At 48.9% G+C, this 13,692-nt stretch carries 8 protein-coding genes, 2 tRNA genes and 2 rRNA genes; all 12 read right to left on the reverse strand.

Features of this window, described 5'->3' with window-relative positions; genetic code table 11:
* Positions 1-2,209: ribosomal RNA gene (locus ACWAU0_RS00005) — 23S ribosomal RNA — on the reverse strand; the annotation flags it as partial.
* 322 nt (positions 2,210-2,531) lie between these two features.
* Positions 2,532-2,607, reverse strand: a tRNA-Ala gene (locus ACWAU0_RS00010).
* A 117-nt stretch (positions 2,608-2,724) separates the two neighbouring features.
* Positions 2,725-2,801 (reverse strand) — tRNA-Ile (locus ACWAU0_RS00015).
* A 60-nt stretch (positions 2,802-2,861) separates the two neighbouring features.
* A 16S ribosomal RNA gene (locus tag ACWAU0_RS00020) occupies positions 2,862-4,395 on the reverse strand.
* 457 nt (positions 4,396-4,852) lie between these two features.
* A complete protein-coding gene (fcl, locus tag ACWAU0_RS00025) occupies positions 4,853-5,827 on the reverse strand; it encodes a GDP-L-fucose synthase (protein ID WP_458137968.1) in 975 nt (324 codons plus the stop codon).
* Positions 5,828-5,831: 4 nt separating this feature from the next.
* A complete protein-coding gene (gmd, locus tag ACWAU0_RS00030; RefSeq protein ID WP_458137969.1) occupies positions 5,832-6,953 on the reverse strand; it encodes a GDP-mannose 4,6-dehydratase in 1,122 nt (373 codons plus the stop codon).
* A gap of 80 nt (positions 6,954-7,033) precedes the next feature.
* Complete coding sequence (xrtD, locus tag ACWAU0_RS00035) at positions 7,034-8,635, reverse strand: VPLPA-CTERM-specific exosortase XrtD (RefSeq protein WP_458137970.1); 1,602 nt, start codon at positions 8,633-8,635, stop codon at positions 7,034-7,036.
* Between the two features lie 185 nt (positions 8,636-8,820).
* Positions 8,821-9,348, reverse strand: coding sequence for a hypothetical protein (locus ACWAU0_RS00040; RefSeq protein ID WP_458137971.1), 528 nt, complete (start codon positions 9,346-9,348; stop codon positions 8,821-8,823).
* Positions 9,349-9,527: 179 nt separating this feature from the next.
* Positions 9,528-10,724 (reverse strand): class I SAM-dependent rRNA methyltransferase, encoded by a 1,197-nt coding sequence (locus ACWAU0_RS00045; RefSeq protein WP_458137972.1) that lies wholly within the window; start codon positions 10,722-10,724, stop codon positions 9,528-9,530.
* A gap of 6 nt (positions 10,725-10,730) precedes the next feature.
* Positions 10,731-11,375 carry a zinc-ribbon and DUF3426 domain-containing protein gene (locus ACWAU0_RS00050; protein ID WP_458137973.1) on the reverse strand — a complete coding sequence of 215 codons (645 nt, stop codon included), beginning with the start codon at positions 11,373-11,375 and terminating at the stop codon, positions 10,731-10,733.
* A gap of 4 nt (positions 11,376-11,379) precedes the next feature.
* Positions 11,380-12,264 (reverse strand): 50S ribosomal protein L11 methyltransferase, encoded by an 885-nt coding sequence (gene prmA, locus ACWAU0_RS00055; protein WP_458137974.1) that lies wholly within the window; start codon positions 12,262-12,264, stop codon positions 11,380-11,382.
* Between the two features lie 65 nt (positions 12,265-12,329).
* Positions 12,330-13,673, reverse strand: coding sequence for an acetyl-CoA carboxylase biotin carboxylase subunit (gene accC / locus ACWAU0_RS00060; protein WP_458137975.1), 1,344 nt, complete (start codon positions 13,671-13,673; stop codon positions 12,330-12,332).
* Positions 13,674-13,692: the final 19 nt, after the last annotated feature.

The raw sequence follows: 13,692 nt of genomic DNA on the forward strand, positions 1-13,692 counted from the left end.
CCCGGATAACGGGTCGAGGTTAGAACTCCAAACATACCAGGGTGGTATTTCAAGGTTGGCTCCACGAGAACTGGCGTTCCCGCTTCAAAGCCTCCCACCTATCCTACACAAGTAGGTTCAAAGTCCAGTGTCAAGCTATAGTAAAGGTGCACGGGGTCTTTCCGTCTAGCCGCGGGTACACTGCATCTTCACAGCGATTTCAATTTCACTGAGTCCCAGGTGGAGACAGTGTGGCCATCGTTACGCCATTCGTGCAGGTCGGAACTTACCCGACAAGGAATTTCGCTACCTTAGGACCGTTATAGTTACGGCCGCCGTTTACTGGGGCTTCGATCAAGAGCTTCTCCGAAGATAACCCCATCAATTAACCTTCCAGCACCGGGCAGGCGTCACACCCTATACGTCCACTTTCGTGTTTGCAGAGTGCTATGTTTTTGCTAAACAGTCGCAGCCACCGATTTTTTGCAACCCCCTTCCGCTCCAGTCGCGAGGACCTTCACGTAATGAGGGCATACCTTCTCCCGAAGTTACGGTATCATTTTGCCTAGTTCCTTCACCTGGGTTCTCTCAAGCGCCTTAGAATTTTCATCCCACCCACCTGTGTCGGTTTAGGGTACGGCCACTAGTAACCTGAAGCTTAGAGGTTTTTCCTGGAAGCAGGGCATCTATCACTTCGCTGTTCTTTCGAACCGCTCGTCATCACGTCTCGGCATAAAGCACCCCGGATTTGCCTAAGATGCATGCCTACCTGCTTAAACGGCCACTTCCAACCGACCGCTGATATAGCCTTCTCCGTCACCCCATCGCAGTTACTACTGGTACAGGAATATTAACCTGTTTTCCATCGACTACGCTTTTCAGCCTCGCCTTAGGTGCCGACTAACCCTGCGTCGATTAACGTTGCGCAGGAAACCTTGGGTTTTCGGCGAGGGGGTTTTTCACCCCCTTTATCGTTACTTATGTCAGCATTCGCACTTCCGATACCTCCAGCCGACTTCTCAATCGACCTTCGCAGGCGTACGGAACGCTCCTCTACCACTCACACTTACGTGTAAATCCGTAGCTTCGGTACTATGCTTAGCCCCGGTAAATCTTCCGCGCAGACCGACTCGACCAGTGAGCTATTACGCTTTCTTTAAAGGATGGCTGCTTCTAAGCCAACCTCCTGGCTGTCTGTGCCTTTCCACATCGTTTCCCACTGAGCATAGATTTGGGGACCTTAGCTGACGGTCTGGGCTGTTTCCCTTTTCACGACGGACCTTATCACCCGCCGTGTGTCTCCCGTGCTGGCACTTGCTGGTATTCGGAGTTTGCATCGGGTTGGTAAGTCGGGATGACCCCCTAGCCGAAACAGTGCTCTACCCCCAGCAGTGATACACGAGGCGCTACCTAAATAGCTTTCGAGGAGAACCAGCTATCTCCGAGCTTGATTAGCCTTTCACTCCGATCCACAGCTCATCCCCGTCTTTTTCAACAGACGTGGGTTCGGCCCTCCAGTTAGTATTACCCAACCTTCAGCCTGGCCATGGATAGATCGCCCGGTTTCGGGTCTACACCTTGCGACTAAACGCCCTATTAAGACTCGCTTTCGCTACGCCTCCCCTATTCGGTTAAGCTTGCCACAAAATGTAAGTCGCTGACCCATTATACAAAAGGTACGCAGTCACCCCACGAAGGGGCTCCCACTGCTTGTACGCATACGGTTTCAGGTTCTATTTCACTCCGCTCTCCGCGGTTCTTTTCGCCTTTCCCTCACGGTACTAGTTCACTATCGGTCAGTAAGGAGTATTTAGCCTTGGAGGATGGTCCCCCCATATTCAGTCAAAGTTTCACGTGCTCCGACCTACTCGATTTCACTAGAAAAAGGTTTTCGTGTACGGGGCTATCACCCTGTATCGCCGGACTTTCCAGACCGTTCCACTAACCTTATCCTAGCTTAAGGGCTAGTCCCCGTTCGCTCGCCACTACTTAGGGAATCTCGGTTGATTTCTTTTCCTCCGGGTACTTAGATGTTTCAGTTCTCCGGGTTCGCTTCAGTGAGCTATGTATTCACTCAAAGATGACGCGCTTATGCGCGCCGGGTTTCCCCATTCGGACATCTCTGGATCACAGCCGGTTTGCAGGCTCCCCAAAGCTTTTCGCATGCTACAACGTCCTTCATCGCCTCTTACTGCCTAGGCATTCACCGTATGCGCTTATTCACTTGACCATATAACCCGAATACGTCTGTACTTTGGTTATACTGTCAGCTGACATTTTCGCTGATTTTTCTGCTTGAGAACGACATGCCGTTTGTTTTCTGCCTTTCCCTTTCGAGAACGACGTCATTCAAACCGCAACTCGTTTTAGTGTTGATCATTGCTGATCATTACTATAGTTACAGATTTCCATATTGTTAAAGAGCTATCGGTACGAATACCAATGCTATAAAGTCTTTATCCGCTGCCGCTGATAAAACTGTATAGCGTTGATGTTCACCCACTATTTTTCTTACGTTTGACGAACTGGTTGACCCTCAGCGTTCAGCATGATGGTGGAGCCAGGGAGGATCGAACTCCCGACCTCCTGCGTGCAAGGCAGGCGCTCTCCCAGCTGAGCTATGGCCCCTAAAGCAGACTAAAGACCAAGACTCAAGCCGAAACGTGACTAGACACAGCGCCAGTTATTCTAACCAGGCGTGTGGTCTGATTGTGTTTCGCCTTATTGCTTTCGCCTTTTATGCGTTGGTGGGTCTGGGAGGAGTTGAACCTCCGACCTCACCCTTATCAGGGGTGCGCTCTAACCAACTGAGCTACAGACCCAGGTGCGTCTTTCAATCGAAATAATTTGTTGTGAGTACGTGTAACGGTGTGCCGTCTTTGTAAGGAGGTGATCCAGCCCCAGGTTCCCCTAGGGCTACCTTGTTACGACTTCACCCCAGTCATGAATCACAAAGTGGTAAGCGCCCTCCCGAAGGTTAAACTACCTACTTCTTTTGCAACCCACTCCCATGGTGTGACGGGCGGTGTGTACAAGGCCCGGGAACGTATTCACCGCGGCATTCTGATCCGCGATTACTAGCGATTCCGACTTCACGCAGTCGAGTTGCAGACTGCGATCCGGACTGGGACCGGCTTTTTGGGATTCGCTTACTCTCGCGAGTTCGCAGCCCTCTGTACCGGCCATTGTAGCACGTGTGTAGCCCTACCCATAAGGGCCATGATGACTTGACGTCGTCCCCACCTTCCTCCGGTTTATCACCGGCAGTCTCCCTAGAGTTCCCGGCATGACCCGCTGGCAACTAAGGATAAGGGTTGCGCTCGTTACGGGACTTAACCCAACATTTCACAACACGAGCTGACGACAGCCATGCAGCACCTGTCTCAGAGTTCCCGAAGGCACTCCGCTATCTCTAACAGATTCTCTGGATGTCAAGGGTAGGTAAGGTTCTTCGCGTTGCATCGAATTAAACCACATGCTCCACCGCTTGTGCGGGCCCCCGTCAATTCATTTGAGTTTTAGCCTTGCGGCCGTACTCCCCAGGCGGTCAACTTAATACGTTAGCTCCACTACTAAGTTCTTTAAGAACCCAACAGTTAGTTGACATCGTTTACGGCGTGGACTACCAGGGTATCTAATCCTGTTTGCTACCCACGCTTTCGTACCTCAGCGTCAGTTTTAGTCCAGGGAGCCGCCTTCGCCACTGGTGTTCCTTCAGATCTCTACGCATTTCACCGCTACACCTGAAATTCCACTCCCCTCTACTAAACTCTAGTTGCCCAGTATCAAATGCAGTTCCCAGGTTAAGCCCAGGGCTTTCACATCTGACTTAAACAACCGCCTACGCACGCTTTACGCCCAGTAATTCCGATTAACGCTTGCACCCTCCGTATTACCGCGGCTGCTGGCACGGAGTTAGCCGGTGCTTCTTGTATAGGTAATGTCAGTCTACCGGGTATTAACCGATAGGTATTCCTTCCTATTGAAAGTGCTTTACAACCCTCAGGCCTTCTTCACACACGCGGTATTGCTGGATCAGGCTTTCGCCCATTGTCCAATATTCCCCACTGCTGCCTCCCGTAGGAGTCTGGGCCGTGTCTCAGTCCCAGTGTGGCTGATCATCCTCTCAGACCAGCTACGGATCGTCGCCTTGGTAGGCCTTTACCCCACCAACTAGCTAATCCGACATAGGCTCATCTATTAGCGCCAGGCCCGAAGGTCCCCAGCTTTCCCCCGTAGGGCGTATGCGGTATTAGCGTGAGTTTCCCCACGTTGTCCCCCACTAATAGGCAGATTCCTATGCATTACTCACCCGTCCGCCACTCGTCAGCGCCCGAAGGCCTGCTACCGTTCGACTTGCATGTGTTAAGCATACCGCCAGCGTTCAATCTGAGCCATGATCAAACTCTTCAGTTTAATTTTTAACTGTTACTAAATAAGATTAGCAACCAATCTTGGCTCGACTACAGAACATCTTTTCTTGCGAATTGACGTGGTTTCTGTGTCGACTATTTTTAAACAGCACATAGTCGCTACACATACCCACACAAATTATTTCGATTTCGTTTGTTAAAGAGCCAGAGCATTTCACCCTATTGAGCCGACATATTCTACAGCGTTTTCAGTGTTTGTCAAATTTATTTTTAAGTGGCTTCAAAAACAGAAACTAAAAAAACAAACCCGTCAATCAACAACTTCAAACCCGCCGAACTAAGTCGACCGCTTCACCGCTAAAACTTAAAAGCCAGAGCAGTGAAGAGCCGCTCATTCTAATCACCCAACATCCTCGCGTCAAGAAATTATTTCTATTCGCGCAAACTTTCTTTTCCCTACTTGATAAACATGCCTCGCAGGCGCACGGATTTTGGCAACACTATTCCGCCTTAAACTGGCCTTGATGTTCTAAAAACCAACGATAGGTAAGCTCCAGACCTGCTTTCAGCGGTATCTTTGGTTGCCAACCCAAAGACTTAAGCTTTGAGACATCCATCAGTTTTCGCGGAGTACCATCAGGCTTGGTACTATCCCAGTTAATTTGCCCTTGAAAACCAACGACGTCTTGGATGATTTCAGCCAATTCACACACCGTTACATCTTCACCAGTCCCAACATTTAAATGCGACAGCATGGGTTCAGTGCAAGATTGATATTGCTCTTTGTCCAAGGCCATCACATGCAGACAAGCAGCAGCCATATCCTCGACGTGCAAAAACTCGCGCATAGCCTTACCAGTTCCCCACACACTGACAGTCGGAGAATTACTAACCTTGGCATCATGAAACTTTCTAATTAATGCCGGGATAACATGGCTATTTTGCAAGTGAAAATTATCATTTTCGCCATACAAATTGGTCGGCATCACAGACCGATAATCTACGCCGTACTGCCGATTATAGGATTCGCACAACTTAATCCCGGCAATCTTGGAAATTGCGTAGGGTTCATTGGTCGACTCCAATACCCCGGTCAACAGCGCACTTTCTCGCATAGGCTGATCAGCGAATTTCGGATAGATACAAGAACTGCCCAAGAACAGCAGTTGCTTACACCCGACAAGCCAAGCTTGATGGACCACATTGGCTTCCATCATCAGATTTTGATAGATAAACTCAGCCGGATATTCGTTGTTTGCATGAATACCGCCAACCTTGGCCGCAGCGAGAATCACCTGATTCGGACACTCTTGCTGCATAAAGTTCCGTACCGCCGTTTGATCGGTCAAATCCAATTCAGCATGCGTACGCACTACAATGTTTTGATAACCAGCCTCAGTCAATTGCCGATAAATTGCCGAGCCGACCATACCTCTGTGACCCGCCAGATAAATCTTATCTTGCTTATCTACCATGCTGTTACTCCCGACTAACAGCCACGTTGTAACCTTGTTCTTTCAGCAGAGCATGTTTTTGCGCTTGCTCAAGATCATAAGCCACCATTTCGGCCACCATTTCCTGCAAGGTAATCTGCGGCACCCAACCCAATTTGTTCTTGGCATTACTTGGGTCACCCAACAGGGTTTCCACTTCGGCCGGTCTAAAATAGCGCGGATCGATAGCGACGATGTTTTGTCCAACCTCCATACCAGGCGCTTTATCTCCGGTAATAGCATCGATATAACCCTTTTCGTCCACTCCCACGCCTTCCCAACGAATAGACACACCCAATTCTTTAGCCGACATTTCGATAAATTGCCTTACCGAATACTGCACGCCAGTGGCTATCACAAAATCCTCGGGCTGTTCTTGCTGCAACATCATCCATTGCATCCGCACATAGTCCTTAGCATGCCCCCAATCTCGAAGAGAATCCATATTGCCCATGTATAGACATTTATCCAGACCAATTGCGATATTGCTTAGGCCGCGAGTAATTTTGCGCGTCACAAAAGTTTCGCCTCGGCGCGGCGATTCGTGGTTGAACAAAATACCGTTACAGGCATACATACCGTATGCTTCACGATAATTAACGGTGATCCAATAGGCATAAAGTTTAGCTACCGCATAAGGCGAGCGGGGATAAAACGGCGTAGTTTCTTTCTGCGGAATTTCTTGGACCAAGCCATACAACTCAGAAGTTGATGCCTGGTAAAAACGCGTAGTTTTCTCCATACCGAGAAAACGAATGGCTTCCAATAGCCGTAATGTCCCCATACCGTCCACATCGGCCGTATATTCAGGAGACTCAAACGATACAGCGACATGACTCATCGCGCCCAAGTTGTAGACTTCATCCGGACGAATTTCGCTAAGGATACGGGTAAGGTTCGAACTATCCGTCAAATCGCCGTAATGAAGAAAGAATTGGGGATCCTTAATATGCGGGTCTTGATAGATATGATCAACGCGTTCGGTATTAAATAATGACGAACGCCGTTTGATGCCATGCACTTCATAGCCTTTTTCCAACAGAAATTCGGCAAGATAAGATCCGTCTTGCCCGGTTATGCCAGTGATCAATGCTTTTTTTCTACTCATTTACAGCTCCTTTTCTTTTGAGTCAAATCGACGTAAAACCGCATAAATTCGTCAGGCAATGAAGCCGACGTCTTAATTGATTAACCCGGTAAAGCCGAATAAACAGGCTCAATAATCTTACCCGGCAAATAGGCGGGTAACTCAGGCAATAAATCTTTTAAAAATAGATGCAGCCGTTTGTCAGCTATGGCAATATCTTCCACCTTATCTACAGGGGTCACTAAGCGAATCAACGCCCCGTCGGTGCGATTCATAGTGATGGCATCGTAAAATAAATACCATTTGACCATATATTCATTCGTTATCATCCGACCGCGCTGCTGAAACCAAAAATACACTAATTGTCTGCTTTCGCCTTTTTGAATAATGGCCCGATTTACCTGCAATGCCTGACCGTCCAGTTGCAAATCTGTGAACTCGCGCTGTTCGAAACTGCTGATCTGCCAACCATCCCCAGGAATACAACTGCGCGGCGAATGCACAACGGCGCCCTTGCGTTGCGATTGGTAATACGCGCTGTAAAAATTAACGCTGTTCCGGGTTTCAGGCTGAACAAAATTGACGATAACATAATCCGTCAATTTCAACTCGTTTAGATAAAATTGCGTTAAATAGTCATTACGTCCCTGCCAATTTCCCAACGTCGTCGGAAATGTTAAAAACGCTTTTCGCGCTGGAATAATGTCTTCCCGCCCCTTAAAGACCTCTGAAGCGCCTGCACCTATACAAAGTAATAGCAACACCGCGAAAACCGATTTATTCAATATCGCGACAATATCTCGACGCGCCGTGTGGCTCCATTCTTCCGGAATCTGCACCAGTTCGCCCATTGCCAGTTTCCTACCACTAATTCGGCTAAAAACCCACATCTCGATAAATAGCAGAAACATGCACAGCAAAAATACCGCCCAGCCTTCAAAATCATGCAAAAAGCCTTCAGCCATCTCAGTCCCCCAGTTATCGACCAGGACCCCGATGACACCAATCCGAAAGCTGTTCATGAAAATGGTCAGGGGCATCGACGACAGAAAAATCAGCAACTTCTGCCAGAATGGACCTTTAAACAGATAAGCGCATAGGAAAGCCAGACTGGCCAAAGGGAACAAATAACGCAATCCGCTACAGGCATCAACCACTTGCAACTTATAGCTGCCTAGATCGATAACATTCCCTTCCAGGTAAACCATGATGTCGCAAGCTCGTATAAATTCCACGCCCAACCAGGAAGAAATCAATTGCAGCTTTGACGACAGGTTATTCAGTATGAAAGATGGAAACGGCACCATGAAGACTAAAAACAACAGAGGGACAGCCCCAACCCGCAACCCGCGCAGCCCGAAAGCACTGCCAAACATCCCAGTCAACACCACCAGAAAAGCATACTGCTCCATGGTTTTTATGGTTGCCAACCCGCCCAGAATAAAAAGAATCAACCCTAAGCAGATAATGATGATACCGGGCAGCGACGCTTTAAATCCTTGAACCAAGACTAGCTCGCCGCGCCGCACCCAAAGCAGGTAAATAGTGATGATAGGTATAAAAAACCCGTGACTGTATTCCTCGACATTCGTCCATGTCGTCGCCATTTCGATAAGGCTATCTCTGAACACCACGCACAGCAGCAATAAAGCCGCACCCCATAATGACCAGACAATGGCCGGTTTCGTATTCTCTGTATTCATTCCGTGTCGAAAATAAGAATTGATGTTTAAATTTCCCCCATACCGGCACTGTTTGTTATGCGGTATGGAAATTTTGTCCTACTTACTAACCCGATCAATCGCAATAGCCCTAACCGGTAAATCTAACCATTATCCCCGAGCTTTATTAAAGCCGAGTGACACATCATGACAGACAAATAACACTTTTAGACTTTGGGATCGGCAGTAAAAATCGGGTTTGTTTTGTCGTCTTCATGCAATTTAGCTTTTTCTTCAGGATAAATATGCCAAAAAGATTGATCGATAGCACCGTCGGTATAGCTGTTTTTACGATCATGGGTAAATGGACACCACCAGTTTTCCACCACTTTCACCATGTAAGCATGCCATTCGAATAAGCCCACACTCACCGGACAATACCAGGTGCAATTCAAAATCCAGAATAATTTCGATTGCGCCATGCTGAATTTGAATGACCCGTCCATCGTAATCTGATTTTTTAAATCATACCGATGGCTCGCCCTGGCCGGCAGAAAATCACTCCATTTTTTAACATTTTCCGCACCGACCAATTTCAGGCTGAAATAAGTCAAATAAGCGCTGGTAATCACAAACGGCAAGGTCAAAATCGGCAAATAGATAAACAGCAAACCAATAGCTCTGGATATAACCGGCATCTGTTTATGATGACAACCGATATTGACGCGGTCTGCACAAGATTCGCAGGCTTTCATGTTTATTTCTCCTCTGGAGTCGTTATTATTATTTGCTCGCTATGGAGCAGTTGAAAAATGCTGCGACAACCTTCGCAACAGAATTTTTTTTCGCCCAGCAAAGTGTTGAGCTCAAATCCGGGAATCAACACCCGCTGACCGCACAGACCGCATTGGGGCTTGGAATCCACCATAATTGACTATAGCCGGCTCGATACTGCACAAAAAAAGGTTTTCAAATAATCGGTCTCAGGCAAGGCCGGATGAATCGGATGATCCGGGCCTTGAGTGCCGGCACCGAAAAACACCAAGTGCCGGTCAATGTGCCGCGCCGAAGAACGCAATATTTCATGCAAATTATCTCTACTCAAATGATGCGAGCATGATGCCGAGACCAAAATACCATTATTCGACAAAACCTGTAGCGCCAAATGATTCAAGCGCCGATAGGCTTCGTACCCTGCTTTGAAATCTTTTTTACGTTTAATCAGCGCCGGCGGATCCAGGATGATCGCGTCGTAATGTTGTTGCTGTTCACGGGCTTGTTTCAAAAACTCGAACACGTCACTGCGCACGAATTGCATTTTGCCCTGCACCTGATTCAACTCGGCACTAGCGGAAGCTAAAGCTAACGCACTCTCGGAGCTATCCACACAACACACTTCCGCAGCGCCCGCCACTGCGGCAGGTATACCCCAAGCACCGGCATAGCTGAATAAATCAAGCACCCTTAAACCATGGCAAGCTTTAGAAAACTGCGCCCTGCTGTTGCGATGATCGTAAAACCAACCGGTTTTTTGACCCTCTGCCACATTAACGATAAAACGCACGTTGTTTTCTTCAATCAGCAATTGCTCAGGCAACTCTCCGTAAACCAGCTCAGGCTCCAAAGAGAGACTTTCCAACTGCCGCTGACTATTATCATTTTTCAGCAGAATAGCCGTTGGCGCCAGCAGCTCAAGTAGGATCTTGACCAGCACATCCTTATACCGCTCCATTCCGGCAGTGGTAATTTGCACGGAAAGCACAACCCCAAAGCGATCAATTACCAAGCCGGGTAGACCATCGCTTTCGCCGAACACCAAGCGATAATAGGGCTTATCGAACAAACGCTCACGCAACCCTAAAGCTTGGGCCAAGCGCGCTTTAAAAAAACTTTCATTGATTTTGATATTGGTTTTGCGTGTCAACAAGCGCGCGCAAATGAGTGCATGAGGATTCAGATACGCTATCCCCAAAGCTTTACCGCCAGAATCGTGAACAAGGACTACGTCGCCTGCCGCAAACTGCTCCAAAGGGCTGCGCTGGGTATCGACCTCGTTACTGAACACCCACAAATGCCCTTGCCGCAGGCGTTTGTCTTCGTTTTTTTTCAGAAACAGTTCCGGGTAGCTCATATTGCCCTAAAGTAAGGTAAAGGTGTAACCGCCAATTGACGCGGCAGGCGCCACGATAGCCAAACGGATTTCGACCGTTTGCTCTGGGGCTAGTGTTGTGGGTTTTAGAAGGTAATCCGCAGAACTAAACACCCGTTCCGCAATGGCCTGTCCATTAAAATTCAACACGCTTAGCTTCAAATCCGGCGCAGCTTGCGCAAAAAGCGCCTGATTGCTAAGTGCGGCGCTAAACAAATAACTGTTATCGCTTCGAACTCGCAAATCGCTATGCGAAACGCTCAATTCCTCAAGATTTTTATATGGCGGTAACCGACAAGATAATGTCGCACAAACTTTATCTAAATGTGCTCTGAGCTGAGGCTGCATAGTTAAACGATAACCTTCGAAATACAGTATTTGTGCCACCAATAACAATGCCACTAAGCTGGTGGCAACAAACCAAACCCGCCGAGTCTGCGGCCCCTGGTCTAAAGTTTGGTGGTCTGGATACGGCAAGTCGTCGTTCAGTCGCGAATCTTTATCTTCACTAAGGAAGCGCAACGCATCGAAAGATTTACCGCAAACCGAACAATCCAACAAGCCACGCGATTGCCGCAAATGCTCGACGGTAACTTCGTGTTGCTCAGCGCAATGCGGACACCGGCTAAACATCTATTCAGTCGGGTTTATGGGCATCCAATCGACACCAGTCTTCCTGGCTGACCGGCGGCGCCACAACAAACCCCTGCTCTCGATAAGCTGCCGCTACAGACTCGGCTTGTTCGTTCAAGATGCCTGACAAAATCAATTGCCCGCCCGGCCTGACCAATGCACCAATCGTTGGGGCTAGCTCAATCAGCGGTTTAGCGAGAATATTGGCGAGTACCAAATCAGCTGCAAACCCGGAAAACTGTTCGGGCAGATAATAATCGATCCGTTGCTGAACCTGATTTTTTTCGGCGTTGTAATGACTGGCGGTCAAGGCCTGCGGATCAATATCTACCGCATGCGCTCGCTTGGCGCCAAGTAACAACGCCGCCACGGCAAGAATCCCCGATCCGCAACCGTAGTCGATTAACACTTTATCCTTAATATCGTTACCGGCCAACCACTCCAAACACAATGCAGTCGTCGGATGAGTTCCGGTACCGAATGCCAAGCCGGGATCCAAAGTCATGCAAACCGTACCCGGCTCGTGCTGTTCCTGGCCGCTGGGGCAAATCCATAAACGATTGGCAAACTTCATCGCCTGGAAATGCTCCATCCACGCCCTCTCCCAGGCTTGATCTTGCAAAACCTCGGCTACCCATTCCTGCAAAGGCTGACCGATAAACTGATTGAACAACAAGTTGCGAACAATATCCGGATCGGTATCGAGCTCGAACAAAGCCGTGACCCGAGTACGAGTCCAGATTTTGGTTTGATCAATGGCCGGTTCGTAAACCGGCTCATCATCGGCATCGCTGTAAGTCACCGAGACCGCGCCCAATTCGCTGAAAAACTCCGATATGTCCGGAGCGGTGGTTTCGTCGGTGATAACGGAAAGCTGATGCCAGGCCATAGTTATATAAAACGTTTAGCAGGGAAAGGAGACACCATTTTCGTCATCTCCTCGCCCATACCGAATTAATGGATACCCAATTTCTTTTCGAGGTAATGGATATTTTGCCCACCCAGAGCGAACGCCGCGTCAGCCATAATGCTCTGTTGCAAGGGGATATTGGTTTTGATGCCGTCTATCACCATTTCACTCAGTGCGGTCTTCATCCGGGCAATCGCGCTAGCCCTATCGTCACCGTGTGCAATCAGCTTGCCGATCATGGAATCGTAGTACGGCGGCACTTTATAGCCATTATAGATATGCGTCTCGCAACGGATACCCGGGCCACCCGGCATGTGGAATTGATCGATTACACCAGGGCTTGGCATAAAGGTTTTCGGATCTTCCGCATTCAAACGGCATTCGATGGCATGGCCGGTAAATTTCACCTGGTCTTGCGTGATCGACAAAGGCTCGCCGGCAGCAATCCGCAACTGTTCCTTCACAATATCGAAGCCGGTAATCATCTCGGTGACCGGATGCTCGACCTGCACCCGCGTATTCATTTCTATGAAGTAAAACTGGCCTTTTTCATAGAGAAACTCGAAAGTACCGGCACCTAGATAACCGATTTCCCGGCAAGCCAGCGCGCAACGCTCGCCCATCTGTTTGCGTTGCTCTTCGGTAATACCCGGCGCAGGCGCTTCTTCCACCACTTTTTGATGACGGCGCTGCATGGAACAATCGCGTTCACCCAGATGTATCGCATTACCGTGGGAATCTGCCAACACCTGAAACTCGATATGCCGCGGATCTTCCAGAAACTTTTCCATATAGACGGTGCTATTGCCGAACGCGGTGCCGGCCTCGGCCTTGGTCATCGCAATGGCATTTAGCAGTGCGCTTTCGGTATGCACGGTGCGCATACCGCGACCGCCACCGCCGCCAGCAGCCTTAATGATCACGGGATAACCAATTTCCCGCGCCATTTTCAGATTGGTTTCCTCTTCATCCCCCAAAGGATCGCCGTTACCCGGGACGCAAGGGATACCGGCAGCCTGCATGGCTTTTTTTGCGGCGATTTTGTCGCCCATCATCCGAATGGTGTCAGGCCTTGGACCGATAAATACAAAGCCGCTTTGACTCACTTTCTCAGAAAAATCGGCATTTTCGGATAAGAAACCGTAACCGGGATGGATGGCTTCGGCATCGGTGACTTCGGCGGCGCTGATAATCGCCGGGATATTCAAATAGCTGGCGGCCGACGCAGCAGGACCGATACAGACTGCTTCATCGGCCAGTCTGACGTGTTTTAAGTCACGATCCGCTTCGGAATACACAGCCACGGTTTTAATGCCCAATTCGCGACAGGCCCGCAAAATGCGCAAAGCAATCTCGCCGCGATTGGCGATAACAATTTTCTCAAACATTAGTCCAGCCCCTTTGTCC

It is taken from the genome of Methylomonas sp. Uni0009, assembly GCF_054188105.3.